Origin of the sequence: Glycomyces artemisiae, assembly GCF_003002955.1 — a bacterium.
GTDB lineage: Bacteria > Actinomycetota > Actinomycetes > Mycobacteriales > Micromonosporaceae > Glycomyces > Glycomyces artemisiae.
The window spans coordinates 382,413-401,488 of the sequence record NZ_PVTJ01000003.1; the positions used below are offsets into that span (position 1 = coordinate 382,413).

General features: G+C 70.7%; 12 protein-coding genes. 2 read left to right on the plus strand and 10 right to left on the minus strand.

Features of this window, described 5'->3' with window-relative positions; all coding sequences use genetic code 11:
• Positions 1 to 148 precede the first annotated feature (148 nt).
• Entirely contained in the window at positions 149 to 1,429 is a 1,281-nt protein-coding gene (locus tag B0I28_RS10530; protein ID WP_219926687.1) for an RNA-guided endonuclease InsQ/TnpB family protein, read from the plus strand.
• A 104-nt stretch (positions 1,430 to 1,533) separates the two neighbouring features.
• Here the strand turns inward: B0I28_RS10530 and B0I28_RS10535 are convergent, their stop codons facing one another.
• From B0I28_RS10535 to B0I28_RS10570, 8 genes are all read right to left on the minus strand, one after another.
• The gene (locus B0I28_RS10535) at positions 1,534 to 5,868 is read right to left on the minus strand and encodes a family 43 glycosylhydrolase (RefSeq protein ID WP_106363774.1); all 4,335 of its coding nucleotides are present in this window, start codon (positions 5,866 to 5,868) and stop codon (positions 1,534 to 1,536) included.
• A gap of 112 nt (positions 5,869 to 5,980) precedes the next feature.
• Positions 5,981 to 8,866: an immunoglobulin-like domain-containing protein gene (locus tag B0I28_RS10540; RefSeq protein ID WP_106363775.1), complete on the minus strand. Its 2,886-nt coding sequence runs from the start codon at positions 8,864 to 8,866 to the stop codon at positions 5,981 to 5,983.
• 103 nt (positions 8,867 to 8,969) lie between these two features.
• A complete protein-coding gene (locus B0I28_RS10545) occupies positions 8,970 to 10,001 on the minus strand; it encodes an ABC transporter permease (RefSeq protein WP_106363776.1) in 1,032 nt (343 codons plus the stop codon).
• A complete protein-coding gene (locus B0I28_RS10550) occupies positions 9,998 to 11,062 on the minus strand; it encodes an ABC transporter permease (RefSeq protein ID WP_106363777.1) in 1,065 nt (354 codons plus the stop codon). The genes B0I28_RS10545 and B0I28_RS10550 overlap by 4 nt, the downstream gene beginning before the upstream one ends.
• A complete protein-coding gene (locus B0I28_RS10555) occupies positions 11,059 to 12,624 on the minus strand; it encodes a sugar ABC transporter ATP-binding protein (protein ID WP_106363956.1) in 1,566 nt (521 codons plus the stop codon). Before B0I28_RS10555 ends, B0I28_RS10550 begins: the two co-directional genes overlap by 4 nt.
• Positions 12,625 to 12,723: 99 nt before the next feature.
• Complete coding sequence (locus B0I28_RS10560) at positions 12,724 to 13,710, minus strand: ABC transporter substrate-binding protein (protein WP_106363778.1); 987 nt, start codon at positions 13,708 to 13,710, stop codon at positions 12,724 to 12,726.
• A 161-nt stretch (positions 13,711 to 13,871) separates the two neighbouring features.
• Positions 13,872 to 15,422, minus strand: coding sequence for a sugar ABC transporter ATP-binding protein (locus B0I28_RS10565; RefSeq protein WP_106363779.1), 1,551 nt, complete (start codon positions 15,420 to 15,422; stop codon positions 13,872 to 13,874).
• A complete protein-coding gene (locus B0I28_RS10570) occupies positions 15,419 to 16,441 on the minus strand; it encodes a LacI family DNA-binding transcriptional regulator (protein ID WP_106363780.1) in 1,023 nt (340 codons plus the stop codon). Before B0I28_RS10570 ends, B0I28_RS10565 begins: the two co-directional genes overlap by 4 nt.
• 239 nt (positions 16,442 to 16,680) lie before the next feature.
• Between B0I28_RS10570 and B0I28_RS10575 the strand changes: the two genes are divergently transcribed.
• On the plus strand, positions 16,681 to 17,502 hold the full coding sequence (locus B0I28_RS10575) for a phosphotransferase (protein ID WP_106363781.1): 822 nt from the start codon (positions 16,681 to 16,683) through the stop codon (positions 17,500 to 17,502).
• Here B0I28_RS10575 and B0I28_RS10580 read toward each other — a convergent pair.
• Both B0I28_RS10580 and B0I28_RS10585 read right to left on the minus strand, forming a co-directional pair.
• Positions 17,492 to 18,142, minus strand: a complete 651-nt coding sequence (locus B0I28_RS10580; RefSeq protein WP_106363782.1) for a YesL family protein — start codon at positions 18,140 to 18,142, stop codon at positions 17,492 to 17,494. The genes B0I28_RS10575 and B0I28_RS10580 overlap by 11 nt on opposite strands.
• Positions 18,139 to 19,071 (minus strand): carbohydrate ABC transporter permease, encoded by a 933-nt coding sequence (locus B0I28_RS10585; protein WP_106363957.1) that lies wholly within the window; start codon positions 19,069 to 19,071, stop codon positions 18,139 to 18,141. The genes B0I28_RS10580 and B0I28_RS10585 overlap by 4 nt, the downstream gene beginning before the upstream one ends.
• Positions 19,072 to 19,076: the final 5 nt, after the last annotated feature.

A 19,076-nucleotide genomic window follows, 5' to 3' on the forward strand; every position in this document is an offset into this window, starting at 1 on the left:
GACGACGAGCTCTTCATTCGGTTTTCCCGGAGGAGGTCCCGGTGTTTACGCCGGGGAGGAATCTAGGGCGATTGCTCGCCCGCAGTCCCGCTGTGCGGGACTGCGCGCTGGGGGGATGGATGTCGTACCCGGTCGATACGCTTTCGTGGTGCATCTTCGCTATACCTACCGGGTCTACCCGACCGCGCCGCAGCGCTCCGCGCTCACGCGGACGTTCGGGTGTGTACGGACGGTGTTCAATGACGCGGTCGCGGCCCGAAGGAAGGCGCATTCCCAAGGCCTGCCGTACCCGTCGACCGCGGTACTCGACAAGCGACTGATCACCGAGGCGAAGCGTACCCCGGAGCGAGCCTGGCTGGCCGAAGTGTCGACGGTGCCGTTGCAGCAGGCGCTGCGGGACTGCCATGCCGCCTACCGGAACTTCTTCGACTCGGTCAAAGGGAAGCGTGCCAGGGCCGGGGTCGGTCCGCCCCGGTTCAAGCGCCGCTCGCAGCGGCAAGCAGCCCGGTATACCCGCAACGGGTTCGCACTGCGGGCGAACGGGCGCTTGTATGTGGCGAAGATCGGGGACCTCAAAGTCGCCTGGTCCAGAGACCTGCCGTCCGAACCGAGTTCGGTGACGATCGTCAAGACGGCGACGGGGAAGTATTTCGCGTCGTTCGTCGTCGCGGTCAACGACGATGCCGAACGCCTGGAGCCGATCGCGGACCCGGAGGCGGAGTGCGGGATCGACCTGGGTTTGAAGGACTTCGCGGTCCTGTCCAGCGGCCGCGTGATCGAGAACCCGAAGTTTTTCCGCAGGATGGAAAGGAAGCTGAAGAAGGCGCAGCGGGCCCTGTCGCGCAAGGAGCGGGGCTCGGCGAACCGGGCCCAAGCCCGCGTCAAGGTCGCCAAGGTACATGAGCAGGTCCGCAATCGCAGGGACGACTGGCTGCACAAGCAGGTCAAGACACTCGTGGGCGAGAGCCAAGCCCTCTACGTCGAAGACTTGAACGTGCGGGGCCTGTCCCGGGGTCGGGGCGCGAAGTCGGTCCAGGATGCCGCGCTGGGCCGGTTCCTGGTCCTGCTTGAAGCGCAAGCGGCCCGGACCGGCCGCACCTTCGTGAAGGTCGACCGGTGGTTCCCTTCGACGCGGTTGTGCTCGGCGTGCGGGTCCTTGACCGGACCGCAGGGTCTTGCAGACCTGGGAATACGGGAATGGGCGTGCGGGTGCGGCGCTTTCCACGTCCGGGACCGCAACGCCGCGATCAATATCAAACGCGAGGGCCAGCGCCTCGCACGAGCACACCAGGTCGCCGCCGGGCAGGCGGAGACGGTAAACGCCTGTGGACAGGACATAAGACCGGACTCGTCCGGCAGACCTGGCAATCCCCGCAAGAAACAGAAGCAGGAACCCACCCGTACCCGACTCGCACCCGCGAGCCGCTAGCCGGGAATCTCCGTTCCTTCAAGGCGGAGAGGATGTCAACATTCCACGATTCATCAGGGGTCCTTTCAAGGATCGGACCGGGGGGCGCGGTTCGCCCCCCGGATTCAGCCGCATGACGCGGCGGCGTACGCGGTCGTCCGCGTGAAGGCGGTGCCGTTTGTGTCGGTGGCGGTCACGGTCACCGTGCCAGCGGCGACCGCTGCCGCGCGGGTCGTGAACGCGCTCGACAGGACGCCGCCGGAGCCGAGGGCCCGGAACGTCTTGTCGCCGTAGGAGGTCGAGACGCGGAGGCCCACGGTGCGGTCACTGTCGTTGCTCACTTGCACGGTCAGCACGACTTTGCCCGCGACGCAGCGCGATCCGAGGACGACCGAGATCTCGGGGCCGACGGGTTGCGGCGCGACGCTGGTGAGCGTCGGCTCGACGGTCTGGAACAGGCCGTCCTCGCCGATGTCGAGCGCGTCGATCGTGGTCTCGCGGTGGGTGCCGTCGCCGCCGGAGAGCGCGAACCGGTGGTAGGCGATGTACCAGTCGTCCGTGCCGGGCACGCTGATGATCGAGCTGTGGCCGGTGGCGCGGATGCCGAGCGAGGGGTCCTTCTGGAGGATCACGCCGCGGTAGGTCCAGGGCCCGTCGAGGCTCGTCGCCGTCGCGTAGCCGACGCGGTAGTTCTCCGAGCCGGTGTCGTCGATGGAGTACGTGAGGTGGTACAGGCCCTCGCGGTAGTTGAGGAAGATGCCCTCGCGGAAGTCGGTCAGGCCCGAGATCCGCTTGTAGGAGCCGGGTCTGATCGACGTCATGTCGTCGTTCAGCTCGGCGATGACCGGGCCGTTCGTCGGGCCGCCGTTGCCCCACGCGAGGTAGTACTTCCCGGTGACGGGGTCGTGGAACGCCGCGGGGTCGATGGCCTGGCCGGAGGTGACGGCCTCGTTGTTGAGGATCATCGCGTTCGGCTGGGCGGTGAACGGGCCCTCGGGGCTGTCGGCGACCGCGACGCCGATGGTCTTGCGGTTCAAGGCGGTGTTGTGGCCGCTGAAGTAGAAGTAGTACTTCCCGCCGCGCTCGATGATCGTCGGCGCCCACGCGTTGCCGCTGGCCCAGGGGACGTCGCCGTTCGCGCCGTCGAGGGTGAGGATCGGCTCCTCGGAGCGGGTCCAGTCGACGAGGTCCTTCGAGGACCACACGTAGAAGTCCTTGCCGCCCCAGCCGGAGTAGCCGTCGGTGGTCGCGTAGAGGTAGTAGGTGTCGCCGAAGACGGCGATGTTCGGGTCCGCGTAGAGGCCGGGCAGAACCGGGCTGTTCACGATCTGGGCGGAGAAGGTCCACACCGTGGATTCGCCGCCCGACGTGACCGTGTACTGCACGGGCTCGGTGAGGTCCACGACGGTGCCGGAGGCGGGCGATGCCGTTGCGCCCGTGGCGGTCGTGAAGGTCGGCGCGAGGGAGGCGACGTCGGTGCCCGGGACGACCGGGAGGACGACGGTGTGCGCGTCCATGTCGATGAGCGGGGTCGTCGCGAGCGCGGCGGGGTCGGTGAGGGACACGTCGGTGACGGCGCCCGTGGCGCCCGCCCGGTCGAGGACCTCGCCCGGGCTCAGGGCGCGGTCGTAGATCGCGAAGGACCGGAACCTGCCCTTGAAGCGGCCGTCCTGCTCGTAGAGCGAGCGGCCGAGGTAGTTGGCCCAGGTCTCGCCGCCGGAGATGTCGCCGGGGTCGACGGTGACGTCGATCTTGGTGGAGACGAGGACGCCGTCGAGGTAGAGGCGGGCCGTGTCGCCTTCGAGCGTGTAGGTGAGGTGGGCCCAGCGGCCGCGCGGCAGGGCCGAGCCGGAGCTGGCGGTCTGCTCGTTCGTGTACGTGCTGGTGGTGATGCTGGTGCGGTACGAGCCGTTGCCGGTGGTGAAGAGGTAGCCGCGCCCGCTGCCCGCCGCGTCGGTGTTGCCGAGGCCCCAGATGAAGTAGTTGCCGGACTGGGCGGTGTCGACCCACACGTCGGCATCGACGGAGATGTCGGTGAGCCCGGCCATGAGGTCGTCGGGCAGGTCCACGTAGTCGTCGGTGCCGTCGAAGGACAGCGCGCCGTCGTTCCAGGTGGCGCCGTTGATCGTCGCGTCGCGGCCGTTGCCGGAGGCGTCGGTGAGGGTCGTGCCCGAGCCGCCCGTGAAGTCGTAGTCCACGACCTGGCCGTCCTCGTTGGAGGAGATCGGGGCGCGGCCCTCGTAGAGGCCCGCGAGTTCGTCGGCGGTCACGGGGATGACGGTGCCGTGGCGCGGGCTGGCGGGGAGGTCGTAGTCCTCCGCGACGGTCCAGCCGCCGGTGGCGATGTCGTCGGTGGTCAGCGGGATGTAGCCGCGGCCGCCGTACTCGTCGACGAAGAGGTAGTGCTTGCCGCCGCCGTTGACGTCGCCCGGGTTGGCCTGGAAGATCGAGGGCCCTTCGACCGCGCTCGTCCCGGCGTCGCGGCCGATGCACGAGTCGATCATCGTCCACTCGTCGAGCGGGGCGCGCAGCGAGGTCGAGGACTCCTGGATGATGTCGGAGCAGCCGGTGGTCCCGGCGCCCTCGTCCTTGGTGAAGCGGTAGTAGACGCCGTCGTCGAGGGTGACGGTGGAGTCGATGCGGGACATGCCGTCCTGCCAGATCCGCGGCTCGCTGAACGTGGTGAAGTCGCGGGTCGTCGCGTACATCATGCGGTTGTAGGTGTTCCCGGTGTGGGCCGGGTCGTCCTCTTCGTACAGTTTCGAGGCCCAGAACACCACGTACGCGCCGAGGCCCGAGTCGTAGTAGGCCTCGGGGGCCCAGGTGTTGCCCGCGGTCTCGGGCGAGACGAGGACGTGGCGCTGCGCCGACCAGTTCACGAGGTCGTGCGACTCCCACACTTCGAGGTACCGGCTGCCCTGGCGCTGAGAGGTGTCCCAGGAGGTGCCGGAGCCGATGGAGAGGTCGGTGGCGATGAGGTAGAACGTGTCGCCCTCGGGCGAGCGGATGATGAACGGGTCGCGCAGGCCCTGCTCGCCGTACTGCGAGGACAGGACGGGGAGGCCGCCGTTCAGCTCGTTCCAGGCGAGGGCGTTGTTGCCGTCGCTCGCGGCGAAGTGGATGTTCTCGCCCGCGACGGTGTTGCCGGTGAAGTACGCGAAGGCGTAGCCCTCGTACTCGGACTGCTCGTGCGCGGCGCGCACGGTGAGGGGGAACTCGCGGGTCAGGCCGCCGGCGCTCGCGGTGAGGACCACGTCCTGGTCGGCGGCGCCGCGGGTGACGACGCCGGGCGCGATGTCGCCGTCGGCGACGGTGGAGACGACGCCTTCGGGGGACGCGGTCCAGGCGATGGTGCCGCCGGTGACGGCGCCGGTCTGCGGGAGGTCGATGTTGCCGCGGATGTCGTCCCCGTTGGGGATGGTGATCGCGTCGAGGTCGGCCTGGTAGTCGGCCTCGCCGGTGGCGGGGACGGTGGCGGTGAACTCGCGGGTCGCGGTGGCCGAGCCCTTGACGGCGGTGGCGGTGAGCGTCACTTCGGCTGCGCCGCTTGCGGGTCGCGCCACTCGGCCGGTATTGGAGATGACGGCCTCGTCGCTGGAGGCCCAGGTGATCGCGGAGCCGTTGGGGGCCGCGGTCGGGAGGGCCAGGTCGGCGGTGACGTTCGCGAGGTCGCCGAGGTCGAGCGCGGCGAGGTCGCGCTGCGTGCGGGTCTCGTCGGAGGGCTGGAGCGCCGCGACCTCGGCGGCGGTGAGCGCCGTGTCGTAGATGCGGAAGTCGCGCACGCTGCCCGCGAGGTACTTGTCGGCCGAGTAGTTCGAGCGTCCGATGTAGTTCGCGGTGGTGGTGCCGCCGCCGATCTGCGCGGGCGTGATCGTCACGGCGGTGTTCCGGGCGGCCTGGACGCCGTCGAGGTAGACCGTGGCGGTGTCGGTGGCGTCGTCGAGGGTGTAGGTGATCGTCTTCCACACGCCGCGTGCGAGGTTCGCGCCGCTCGTGGTGTTCTGCTCCCCCGACCAGTTGCCGGTCGTGATGGCGGTGCGGTAGGCGTTGCCGGTGGAGAACAGGTAGCCGGTGCCGGAGCTGGAGGACGCGGGGTTGCCGAGGCCGTAGATGAAGTACGGCGTGCCCTGCTCGGCCCGGACGAGGACCTCGGTGCTCACGGTGATGGAGGTGAGCCCGGCGAGGAGGTCGTTCGGGAGCTTGACGTGGTCGTCGGCGCCGTCGAGGCGGAAGCCTTCGCCGCCGGTGAGGGTCGCGCCGCCCGCGATGACGGCGTCGTGGCCGTTCCCGGAGCTGTCGGCGGCGACCGTGCCGCTGGTCTCGTCGAGCGCGTAGTGGGCGACGAGGTGGTCGTCCGGCGCGGCTTGGGCCGCGGTGGCCCCTGAGACGGCTATGCCGAGTGCCGTTGCGGCGGCGAGGGAGCGGAGCGTGAACCGGCTCGCGCGGGTTGAGGCGACCATGCGCTCTCCTTCGAGGGAAGCGGCAACATCATTGTTACCGGTATCAGATACTAACGGTGTCAAAGGGACCGGGCGAGCGTGCGCGACCCGGCCGGGGGCCGGGCCGCGGGGCTCAGCCGCAGGTCGTTGCGGGATAAGCGGTTTCGATGGCGGCGCCGCCCGCGGTCGCGGTGACGGCTCCGGCGGTGACGGCGGCCTGCCGCGTGGTGAACGCGGCCGACGCGGCGGTTCCGGGGGCCAGACCGGTCAGGGTCTTGGCGCCGAAGCCGGAGGAGAGCACCACGTCCACAGTGGTGTCTCCGGTGTTCGTGGCGGTGACGACCACGACGGCCTTGCCTCCGGCGCACCGCACGGAGGCGGCGAGCGTGAGCGGCGCGGTCACGGTGACCTGGGCCGTGACGGGCGCGCGCGAGCCGTCCTGCGCCGTACCGGCCACGGTGAACGTGCCGGGCTGCGCGTACTGGGCGGGGTCGATCGCGTCCCAGTCGACCGCCACGTCCTGCACGGACCCGTCGGCCTTGGTGAGGTGCGCGCCGGGCAGGACCGGGGCCGTGCCCGCGGTCGTGGTCACGTTGATCGGCGCGGCCCCGGTGACGGCGAGACCGGGCGCGAAGGCCGCGAGCACCGCTTCATATTCGGCGCGGGTCACCGGGATGACCGTGCCGTGGCGGGGCTTGCCGCCGTCGGCGTTCTCCGGCAGCCGGTCGCGCAGGGTCGAGCCCACGGGCTCCCACGCGTCGCCGTCGGCGATGTCGTCGGTGGCGAACGGGATGTAGTAGTTCGGTCCGGCGTGGTACGAGGGCTGGTCGATGAAGAGGTACCAGTCGTATCCGTTGACGTCGCCTTCGTTGGCGGGGAAGACGCTCGGGCCCTCGCCCTGCGTGAACGTGCCGCCCGGCTCGCCGTTGGGCAGGCCGGCGGCGACCTGGTCCTTCACGAGCGTCCACTCGTCGGCGGCGCCCGTCGTGCCCGGCAGCGAACCGGTCACGGTGTCGAGCAGGTCGTCCGAGCGCTCCTGGCGGATGGTCATCGAGGCCTCGTCCTTGATGAACCGGTAGTACGTGTCGTCCACCTGCGCGATCGTGGCGTCGATGGTGCCGCGGCCGGTGCCGCGCTTGACGTCGACCCACGGCTGCGGCTCGGAGAAGGTGGTGAAGTCGTCGGTCGTCGCGTACATCATGCGGTTGTAGGTGACGGCCGTGCGGTCCGCGGGGTCGGTGGTGTCGTAGAGGTTCGAGGCCCAGTAGACGACGTACGTGTCGAGCTCCTCGTCCCAGTACGCCTCGGGCGCCCAGGTGTTGCCCGCGTAGTCGCTGGAGACCTTGACGTGGCGCTGCTCGGACCAGTTGACAAGGTCGTTCGACTCCCACACCTCGATGTACAGCGACCCGCTGCGCTGCGCGGTGTCGAAGCCGCCCGCGAGGCCGTCCACTTTGAGGTCGGTGGCGAGCATGTAGAACCGGTCGCCTTCCGCGGAGCGGATGATGAACGGGTCGCGCAGGCCCTGCGTCCCCTGGGTCGAGGTGAACAGCGGTTCGCCGTCGTTGAGGGTGTTCCAGCTCAGGGCGTCGTTGCCGCGCGAGGCCGCGAGGCTGACGCGTTCGGCGCCGGCGCCTTCACCGGTGAAGAACGCCCAGACGTACGCCTCCTCCTCGGCTCCCGCGGCGGGCAGCGGCTGGAGGGTGAGCGTGAAGTCGCGGGTGCGGACGGCGTCGCCGATGCGGGCGGTCGCGGTGACCGCCACCGGCACCGGGTCCTCTCCCGCGGCGGGGCGGTCGACCACGAGGGTCCGCGTGCCGTCGGCCGCGCCGTCGCGGAGCGCCACGGGCGCACCGGAAGGGACGGTCCACTCGATCACCGCGCCGTTGGCGCCCGCGGTCGGCACGGACACGTTGGTGCGCACGTCGTCGGCGGACGGGATCGCGATGGCCGCCAGGTCGGCGTCGGCCTTCTCGGTGTCGGTCAGGTCCTCGGGGACGCTCACGGTGTACGTGCGGGTGCGGGTCTGGCCTGCGGCGGTGAAGGTCGCCGTCAGGGTCACCGTCGCGTCGCCGGAACCGGGAGCGGGCCGCGTCACGACCGCCGTGCCGCCGTCGACCGCGATCGCGTCGCCGTCGGAGGCCCAATCGATCGTCGCACCGTAAGAAGAAGTGGGCAGCGCGAAATCCTCGGTGGCGCTGGCCTGCAACGAGACCGAGGCGACGGCGCGGTCGAGGGCGCCTTCGCTGTAGAGCGCCTGCGCCGCGTCGGCGTCGAGGGCCGAGCCGTAGACGGCGAGGTCGTCGAAGTCGCCCGCGAAGTACGCGTCGCGGTAGGTGGACCGGCCGAGGTAGGCGACGAGGTTCGCGCCGAAGTCGGCGACGTCGCGGGCGATCGCGTGCTCGGCGGTCTTCACGCCGTTGACGTACAGCGTGAGCGTGCCGTCCGTGCCGTCGATGACGGTGGTGTACAGCGCGGCCCCGGCCGGGGTCCGCACGCCCGCGGTCGGCGTTCCCGTTGCGCCGGCGCCGATCTCGGTGCTCCACGGCGCGGAGGCGTTCACGCTGTTCGTGACGACGGACTTGACGTAGCCGCTCGGGTTGGCGGGGTTGAGGAGCCAGTAGCCGTCCGAGAAGGACGCGCCCGACGCGACGGGGGCGCCGATGAAGGCGGCCGCGACATTGGCGGCGCCGGAGCGGTCGGCGACCCACGCGGAGATCGTGAGGTCCTGGCGGCCGACGAGGTCGGCGGTCGGGATCTCCACGTACGCGGCGGAACTGGAGGCCGAGCCGCCGGGGAGCGAGAGGACGCCGCCGGTGAAGACCGCGCCGGTCCCGCGGACCAGGCCGTCGTTGCCGTTGCCCGACTCGTCGGCGACGGTGACGCCGTCGGCGGGCGCGGCGTCGAAGGAGTAGTGGAGCAGGAGCGCCTCGTCGGCGGCGCTGGCCGGGGCGGCCGTGACGGCCAGGCCCAGGGCCAGCGCGGCGGTGGCGCAGGCGGAAGCGAATCGCGGGTGCAAGGGGCTGCCTCTCGTCGTTGAGATGGGCGGTGCGATGGGAAGGAGAGGAGGGGTGGTCGCCGCAGGCGCCTCGCGAATCCGGTGCGCGGGGCGCCTGCGGCGCCTATTCGCGTCGTCTGGCGAGGACGGCGCGCTGGAGGAGGACGAAGACGAGGAGGATGCCCCCCGTGATGATGGTGGTCGCTTCGGGCGGGATGCTGCCGTCGCGGGTGATGAGGACGTTCATGAGGCCGAGGACGAGCGCGCCGACGACCGAGCCGAGGACGAACCCGGCGCCGCCGGTGAGCAGGGTGCCGCCGATGACGGCCGCGGCGATGGCGTCGAGCTCCCAGCCGATGCCGGTGATGTTCTGGGCGCTGCCGAGTCGGGCGGTGTAGACGACGGCGGCGAGCCCGGCGAGGGTGCCGCTGATGATGTAGACCCACATCTTGGTGGCGGCCACGGGGAGGCCCATGAGCTGCGCGGACTGCTCGGAGCCGCCGATGGCGTAGACGGTCCGGCCGGTGCGGGTGCGGTGGAGGACGAAGAACGCGGCGAGGACGACGACGGCGGCGATGATGACGCCGGGGGTGATGGCGATGTCGTTGACCTTGGGGCCGTCGTAGACCTTGATCTGGGTGCCGAGTTCGCGCACGGGCGAGTCGTCGGCGAGGCGTTCGGGGACGGTGCTGAGGATCGAGGCGAGGCCGCGGCCCAGGAACATCATCGCGAGGGTGGCGATGAACGGCTGGACGTGGAAGTACTGGATGAGGATGCCGGAGGCCGCGCCGAAGGCGGTGCCGATGAGGACCATGACGAGCATGGCGATCCAGGGGTTCCAGCCCGCGTTCATGAGCATGACGCCCGCGACGCTGCTGAAGGCGATGACCGCGCCGACGGAGAGGTCGATGCCGCCGGTGAGGATCACGAAGGTGAGCCCGACGGTGAGGATGATGAGGTGGGCGTTGTTGATGAGCAGGTTCGACAGGGTGTTGAACTGGACGATCCGCCCGTACGCGGCCTCGCCGTAGACGATCATGCCGATGAAGATGACGACGGCGGCCGCGGTGGGCAGCGTGTCGAGGTGCAGGGACAGGCGCTTGGCGAGCGCGCGGACGCCGGTGGGCTCCGCGGGGGCCTGGGTCAGGGTGCTCATGCGGCGAGGGCCTCTCGCTCGGGCGTGCGGGCGGCGGCCGCGCGGCGCTGGCGGAACGCGCGCCGCACCCGCTCCGACTGGAGGAGGCAGAGCACGACGATGACGACGGCTTTGAAGGCGGGCGTGGCGGACGAGGAGACGCCGAGGAAGACGACGGTCTTGTCGAGGGTGGCGATGAGGATCGCGCCGACGACGGCCCCGGTGATGTTGAACTTGCCGCCCGCGAGGGAGGTGCCGCCGATGACGACGGCGAGGATCGCGTCGAGTTCGAGCTGGTAGCCGGTGCGGGAGACGTCGACGGTCATGACGCTGGCCGTGGCGAACACGCCCGCGAAGCCGGCGAGGACGCCGCCGAGGATGTAGACGGTGAACAGGAGCGCGCGGCGGTTGACGCCCGCGAGGCGGGCGGCCTTGGGGTCCATGCCGATCGCTTCGAGCATGAGGCCGAGGGCGCTGCGGCGCACCAGGAGTCCCATGGCGACGGCGAGGAGCAGGGCGAGGAGGAACACGACGGGCAGGCCGAGGACGTAGCCGTTGGCGATCCACCGGAACGTCTCGTTGGTGGCGGCGGTGTTCTGGCCGCCGGTGATGACCTTGGCGAGGCCGCGTCCGGCGAGCATGATGACGAGCGTCGAGATGAACGGCTGGAGGCCGACGACGGAGACGAGGACGCCGTTGACGGCGCCGAGGGCGGCGCTCACGACGACGACGAGGCCGAGGGCGGCGAGGCCGGAGCCGGGCGTGTCGGGCGCGCCGGAGAGGAACTCCATGGAGACGGCGCCGGCGACGACCATGACCGAGCCGACGGAGAGGTCGATGCCGCCGGTGGCGACGACGAGGCACATGCCGACGGCGATGAGGATGACGGGCGCGGCGGCGCGGAGGATGTCGATGACGTTGCCGACGAGGTTGCCCGAGGAGCCGATGGACACGGCGAGGTAGCCGGGGTCCTTGACGAGGTTGACGAGGAGCAGCAGCGCGATGGCCACGATGCCCCAGAAGTACTGGCGCCGGACGAGGGCCTTGAGTGCCTCGGCCGGGCCGTGCGCGTGCGCGCTCATGTGGTGGCCTCCTCGCGGACGGCGGCGTCCGCATTCGGGTCGCCGAGGCCGTCCTCGGCGATGACGGTGACGATGGAATCGGCGGACACGCCGGGTCCGCCTTCGAGTTCGGCGATCTTGCGGTGGTCCTTGAGGACGATGATGCGGTCGCTCTGCCTGACGACCTCCTCGATCTCGGAGGAGATGAACAGGACGGCGAGGCCCTCGTCGGCGAGGTCGGCGACGTACTCCTGGATCTCGGCCTTCGCGCCGACGTCGATGCCGCGCGTGGGCTCGTCGAGGATGAGGAGGTCGGGTTCCGTGGCGAGCCAGCGGCCGAGGAGGACCTTCTGCTGGTTGCCGCCGGAGAGCAGGCGCACGGGCCGCTCGGGGTCGGCGGGGCGGACGCCGAGGGCGTCCATGTACTTGGCGACGACGGCGTCCTGCTCGCGGCGGGTGAGCGGGCGGGCCCAGCCGCGGCGGGCCTGGACGGCGAGGACGAGGTTCTCGCGCACGGAGAGGTCGCGCACGATGCCCTCGTCGCGGCGGTTCTCGCTGGAGAACGCGATGTGCTTCGCGAGCGCCTTCGCGGGCGTGGTGATCTCGGCCTTCTCGCCGTCGACGGCGACGTCGCCGGTGTCGGGCCTGTCGGCGCCGTAGATGAGGCGGGCGAGCTCGGTGCGCCCGGAGCCGAGGAGGCCCGCGAGGCCGACGACCTCGCCGCGGTGGAGCTCGACGTCGACCGGGTCGATGGCGCCCTTGCGGCCGATGCCCTTGGCGGCGTAGAGCGGGGCCTCGTCGCCGCGGACGCGGCGGGACTCCTTCGCGTCGAGGGACTTGAGCGTCGCGAGGTCGCGGCCGATCATCTTCGCGATGAGCTGCGCCCGGTCGAGTTCCTCCGTGCGGTACTCGCCTTCGAAGCGGCCGTTGCGCAGGACCGTGAGGCGGTCCGAGATCGCGTAGACCTGGTCGAGGAAGTGCGACACGAAGAGGATGGCGACGCCCTGGTCGCGGAGGTTGCGCACGACGGCGAACAGCTGCTCGACCTCGTTGGCGTCGAGGCTGGAGGTCGGCTCGTCGAGGATGAGGACCTTGCACTGCAGCACCATCGAGCGGCTGATCGCGACGAGCTGCTGGAGCGCGAGCGGCAGCGCGGCGAGCGACTGCTTGGGGTTGAGGTGGCCGAGCCCGAGCTTCGCGAGGGTCTTCGCGGCGGCCTTGTTGGTGGCCCGCCAGTTGATCCCCGCGGGGCCGCGCACCTCGTGGCCGAGCATGACGTTCTCGCCGATGGTGAGGTTCGCGCAGAGGTTGACCTCCTGGTAGACCGTGGAGATGCCCGCGCTCTGCGCGTCGGCGGTGCCGCCGAGGCGCCGCGGCTCGCCCGCGATGCGGATCTCGCCCTCGTCGATCTTGTAGACGCCGGTGAGCGCCTTGATGAGCGTCGACTTCCCGGCCCCGTTCTCGCCCATGAGCGCGTGGACCTCGCCGGGGTAGAGCCGCAGCCCGACCTCGTCGAGCGCCTTCACGCCCGGGAACGCGATCGAGATGCCGACCATCTCGACGATCGGAAGCGATTCTGGCATCGCCTGCTCCACATCCTGTCGCCGCGGCGGCGCCGCGGGGTGGCCTGGGGTGCGGGGCCCCGGAGGGCCCCGCACCGATCTTGACTGCTGCTCCTGGGACTAGAACTTGCGGTCGGGGAGCGCGGCCTCGGCCGCCTCGGGCGAGTCGAAGGTCGCGCTGGGCACGACGATGCTCGACTCGACGTCGTCGCCGTTCAGGACCTGCTCGACCACTTCGAGGGCGGTCTCGCCGAACAGCGGGTTGTACTCGGCGACGAAGCTCAGTTCGCCGGCCGCGAGGGATTCGAGGGCGTTCTTGGTGCCGTCGATCGTGGCGATCTTGACGTCGGTGCCGGGGGTGAGGCCCGCCTCCTGGACGGCCTGCACGGCGCCGAGGCCCATCTCGTCGTTCTGCGCGAAGATGAACTGCACGTCGTTGTCGTTGGACTTCAGGACGGTCTCGACGACGCTCTTGGCCTCTTCAGTGGACCAGTTCGCGGTCTGCGCGCCGACCTTGACGAGGTTCGCCTGGCCGCCCGCGACGGCGTCGAAGCCCTCGTTGCGCTCGTTCACGACCGAGACGCCCGCGGGGCCTTCGAGCACGAAGTAGTTGGCGCCGTCGGGGAACGCGGAGACGGCCCAGTCGGCGACGGCCGTGGAGACCGCGATGTTGTCGGGGGCGATGCGGGTGACGTAGAGGTCGGTGTCGTCGGGCTCGATGCCGCGGTCGAGGAGGATCACCGGGATCTCCGCCTCCTGCGCGCGCTTGAGCGAGTCCTCCCAGCCGGTGGCCTCGGTGGCCGACAGCAGGATGACGTCCACGCCTTCGTCGACGAACGACGTGAACGCGTCGATCTGCGACTTCTGGTCCAGGTTGGTGGCCGGGGCGTACTTGAGCTCGTAGCCCGCGTCCTCGGTGAACGTCTCCTGGATGTTGGTCTCGTTGGCCTCGCGCCAGGCGCCTTCCGGGCCGACCGCGACGAAGCCCACGGTGGTCAGGCCGTCGTCGTCGCCCCCGTCCCCGCCGCCGCAGGCGGTGAGGCCGAGCGCGAGGGCGCCGGCGGTCGCCGCTCCGAGCACCTGGACGATGCGCTGCTTTGCAGACATGTTCTCCTCCTTGAGATGCCGGACGCTGAGGGGTCCGGCGGACCGGATCCGGGGATCCGCTGCCGTTGCAGTGACGCAGGGGTTGCGCCGCGCGATTTATGTTACCGGGAACAAAATCGGGAGCACAAGAGTCGTGTCACAATCGTGACCCATCGATTCCTCTATTCCTCCGGCTCGCCGTCCAGATCGCCGTCGAGGTCCGCCGCGATCATCTCCACGATCGTGTCGACGGTGACGCCGGGGCCGTTGCTCAGCTCCCCGATCTTCTCGCGGTCCTTGAGGACCACGATCCGGTCGCTCAGGCGCACCACCTCTTCGAGCTGCGAGGAGATGAAGACGACGGCCACGCCCTCGCCCGCGAGCTGGGCCACGCGCCGCTGGATGTCGAGCTTCGCGCCGATGTCGACGCCGCGCGTGGGCTCGTCGAGAATGAGCACGTGCGGTCGGGTGGCGAGGAGGCGCGCGAGCAGGATCTTCTGCTGCGTGCCGCCCGACAGCTCTTCGACGGGCCGGTCGATGTCGCTCGGGGACAGGTGCAGCGCTTCGAGGTACGTCTCGATGAGCGCGCCCTGCTCGCCCCGCGACAGGGGCCGCGACCAGCCGCGCATCGCCTGGAGGGCGAGCACGATGTTCTCGCGGGCCGTGAGCCCGGCGATGATGCCCTCGCCTCTGAGGTCTTCAGTGGACAGGGCGATGCGCTGGTGCAGGGCCGCGCCGGGGCTGCGGAGCTGCACGCGGACGCCGTCGACCCAGATCTCCCCGGAGTCGGCGCGCTCCGCGCCGCCCATGAGGCGCGCGAGCTCGGTCCGGCCCGAGCCGTGCAGCCCCGCGAAGCCGACGACCTCGCCGCGCGACAGCTCGATGTCCGTCGGATCGAGGGTGCCGCGCCTGCCCAGCGCCGAGGCGCGCAGCGTCGGCTTGCCCGAGGCGGAGTAGTGGTGCGCCAGGCGTTCCGAGCGCAGCGCCTTGAGCGCCTCGATGTCCTCGCCGAGCATCTTCGAGATGAGGTCGGAGCGGTCGAGTTCGGCGGCCAGGTACTCCCCCACCAGGCGCCCTTCCCGCAGCACGGTCATCCGGTCGGCGACCTCGAAGACCTGCTCGATGAAGTGCGAGACGAACAGGATCGCCACGCCGCGGTCGCGCAGGCCGCGCACGACGCGCAGCAGCGTGCGCACCTCGGACGCGTCGAGGCTCGACGTCGGCTCGTCCAGGACGAGCACGCGCGGCTCCACCACGAGGGCCCGCGCCACGGCCACGAGCTGCTTCACCGCAGGCGTCAACGCGGACAAGGGCATGCGCGGGTCGAGGTCGTTCAGGCCCAGCAGCGCGAGCACCTCGGCCGCGCGGGCGCGGTTGGCCTTCCAGTCGATGCCGAACGCGCCGCGCACCTCGTTGCCGATCATGACGTTCTCGGCCACCGTCAGGTGCGGGCTCAGGTGCGTCTCCTGGAACACCGTCGCGATGCCCTCGGCGCGGCTGCGGGCGACGCCGATCGGCATCCGCTCCTCGCCCTCGATGCGCACCTCGCCCTCCAGGATCGGGAGCGTCCCGGTGAGCGCGCCGATGAGCGTCGACTTCCCGGCGCCGTTCTCCCCCATGAGCGCGTGGACTTCCCCGGGATACAGCGCCAGGTCGACGTCGTCGAGCACGCGCACCCCGGAGAACTCGACGGTGATGCCCGTCATCTCCACCACCGGCTGGATGTCGTTCATCGCTCGGCCCCCCGGGGCGCGGCGGTCGAGGACCGCACCAGCAGTTCCGCGGGAATCCGTGTCACGCGCGGGATCTCGCGCTCCTCGACGGCGGCGCGCAGCAGGTCCACGATCGCGGTGCCGAGCGCGCGGAAGTTCTGCCGCACCGTGGTCAGCGGCGGCAGCACGTGCGCGGCCAGCGGCACGTCGTCGAAGCCGACGACGCTCAGCTCCCCCGGCACGGAGATGCCGCGCTCGGACAGGCCGTGGACGAGGCCCACCGCCATGTCGTCGTTCGCCACGAACACGGCCGTGTAGTCCGGCACTTCCCGTATGCCCCTGGCGAAGTCGTACGCGAAGTCGGCGCTCCAGTCGCCGACCACGATCGGGCGCTCGCGCACGCCCCAGGCCTTGGCCCGGGCGTGGAACGCGCGCTCGCGGGCCCGCGCGTCGAGCCAGTCGAGGGGCCCGGCGAGGTGCAGGATGTCGCGGTGCCCGAGGGAGACGAGGTGGTCGACGGCGAGCGTGGTCCCCTCCTGCTGGTCGAGCGAGACGGTGAGGAAGGTCGGGTCGCGGTCGGGCTTGACGACGAGGACGGGGACGCCGATGGAGATCTTGCGCAGGGCCGCGATCGAGGACGAGCGGGGCGCGATGACGCAGAGCGCGTCGACACCCTGGGTGGTGAGGTTGTCGACGGCCTCCTGCGGGGAGATGCCGTCGCCGTCGCCGAGGGAGATCGAGCTGACCGCGTACCCGGCGGCGCGGGCCGTGGACTCCAGGGCGCGGAGCGTGCTCGTCGGGCCGTACTCGACGGCGCTCTCCACGATGACGCCGATCCGCTGGCTCTTCTGGGTCGCGAGTGCGCGCGCGGCCATGTTGGGCCGGTAGTCGAGCTCCTCGATGACCTCCAGGACGCGGCGCCTGGTCGCGTCCTTGATGTGCGGGTAGTTGTTGAGGACCCGCGACACGGTCATGTGGGAGACCCCGGCGAGGCGCGCGACCTGCCGGATGTTCGGCTTGTCAGCACTCGTGTTCGCCACGCGCGCCCTCCAAGGGGATGGTCTCCATCGGGTCCGTCCTTCGCACCAGCCGGGGTATCGCGCCGAGTACGGCGCGATACCCCCAGCCTATCGATTCGGCGCAGGAGCGGATGTCGTCGGAGCCGGGTATGACGACATCCGCGGACGTCGATAGCACCGAATGTTACCGGGAACAATTCATTTGGGTCAATACCTGGCTCTTTGATAGGCTCCCGACTCGCTGCGAGAGAGGGGCGCGGATGACGGAATCGCGGGCGGCAAGGGCAATTGCGGCGGCTCAGGCGGTGGCCGTGTCAGTCGGACTCGACGCCGCGGAAGCGGTCGTGCTCCATGAGTCGAACAAGTACGCGGTGCGGCTGCGGCCCTGCGACGCGCTCGCGCGAGTCGCGCCGGTGGACGAGCAGGTCGCGCAGTTCGAACTGGATGTGGCCGGGAAGCTCGCCGCTGCGGGCGCGCCCGTCGCGGTCCCCGACCCGCGAGTTCCGGCGCGCGTTGTCGAGCGCGACGGCTTCACGGTCGCGTTCTGGACCTACTACGAGCCCGCGGCCCCGGAGGTCCCTCCGGCCGAGTACGCCGCCGCGCTCGGACGGCTCCACGCCGGGATGCGCGGCCTCGACGTCCCGGCCCCGCATTTCACCGACCGGGTGGCCGAAGCGCTCACGATCGTGGCGGACCGCGACGTCAGTCCCGGACTCCCGGAGAAAGACCGGGCAGTGCTCGTCGAGGCGCTGGACCTGGGCCGCCACATTGCAGCGCGCGGGAACGAGCAGCACCTGCACGGCGAGCCGCACCCGGGCAACCTGCTCGCCACCCGTCTGGGTCCGCGGTTCATCGACTTCGAGACGTGCTGCCGCGGCCCCGTCGAGTTCGACCTGGCCCACGCGCCCGACGCGGTCGCCGAGCACTACCGGGGCGCCGACCGCGACCTGCTGCGCGAGTGCCGCATCCTCATGCTCGCCATGATCACCGCGTGGCGCTGGGACCCGGCCGACCGGTTCCCCGACGGGATGCGGTTCGCAGCGGAGAAGCTCGCGGAACTGCGGGCCGAGTTCAGGCGCTGACGAGCGCGCGGGGCGCGAGCACCCCCGACCGCCACAGCACCGCGGTCGCCAGCGCCGCGGGCGCGGCGAGGCCGAACACCGGGATCAGGCCGGGCACCAGGTAGTAGGCGCAGAGCAGGACGCCGACGCCCGCGCCCGCGAGGGCCGCGGTGGCCGGTCGCCCCGCCGTGAGCACCAGGGCCCGGCGCAGCAGCGCCCCGGCCCCCTCCTCGAAGTGGGACTGCAAGGGCCACACCAGGACCGTGACGACGCCGAGGACGACCCCGGCGACGGTGAGCCCGCCCGCGAGGAGCGGCCCGGCCGCGCCGAGGTCGAGGTGTTCGACCACGCGCCGGTCCACGAGGAGGAACGCCCAGCACAGGGCCAGGACCGCGCCGAGCCGGTTGGCGGCGGCGAACTCGCGCTTCCACAGCTCGCCGAACCGGGCCCGCAGCCCGGCGAGGGCCGGTGGCTCCTCGGGGTGGGCGATGGCGGTGCGGGCGTCGTCGCGGAGCACGCCGTGGAGGGCGGCCGTGGCGGGGAAGACGCCGAGGACGACGCCGCCGCGGAGCGTCCAGGCGAGCCACAGCAGGTGCAGGCACAGCAGCCGCAGGCCGAGCCGGCCGAGGCGCTGGTACCAGTCGAGGAACGCGGGCCTCATCCCTTCACCGCCCCGATCATGACGCCCTTCTCGAAGTAGCGCTGGAGGAACGGGTACAGCACGATCACCGGCAGGGTGGAGACGACGATGACGCCGTACTTGATCTGGTCGGCGTACTGCTGCGCGTAGGACCCGGCCCCGGCGCCGCCCGCTCCGCCCGCGCCTCCGGAGAAGGCCTGGTTGGAGATGAGGATGTCGCGCAGGACGATCTGGAGCGGCTGGAGGCTGTAGTCGCGTACGAACACCAGGCCCGTGAAGAAGTCGTTCCAGTGCTGCACCAGGTAGTACAGGCCGATCACCGAGAGGATCGGCATCGACAGCGGGAGGGCGATCTTCAGGAAGAACTGGAAGTAGTTCGCGCCGTCGATGGAGGCGGCCTCGTGCAGCTCCTCGGGCAGCGAGTGCTCGAAGAACGAGCGGGCGATGATGAGGTTGAAGACGTTCACCGCCGACGGCAGGATGAACACCAGCCAGTTGTCCAGCAGGTTCAGGTCGCGCAGCAGCAGGTACATCGGGATGAGCCCGCCGCTGAAGAACATCGTGAACGCGAAGAAGAACATGAGCACGCGCCGGGGCCGGAACTCGCGGCGCGAGAGCGTGAACGCCGCGGGCATGGTCACCAGCAGGTTGAGGGCGGTCCCGGCGACGGCGTAGAGCAGCGTGTTGCGGTAGCCGTTCCAGATGCGGTCGTCGGCGAGGATCTGCTCGTACCCGAACCAGGAGAGGTCGCGCGGGAAGAGCCAGACCTGCCCGGTCGAGACCAGGTCCGGGCTGCTGACGGAGGCGATGACCACGAAGTAGATCGGGTACAGGGTCAGGAGCAGCACCAGGACGCAGCACAGGGCCAGGAGGGCCTTGAAGACGAGGTCGCCGGGCGTGTCGCGGCGGAGGCTCGCGAATGGACTCTGCTTGTCGGGAAGACGCTGCATCGGGC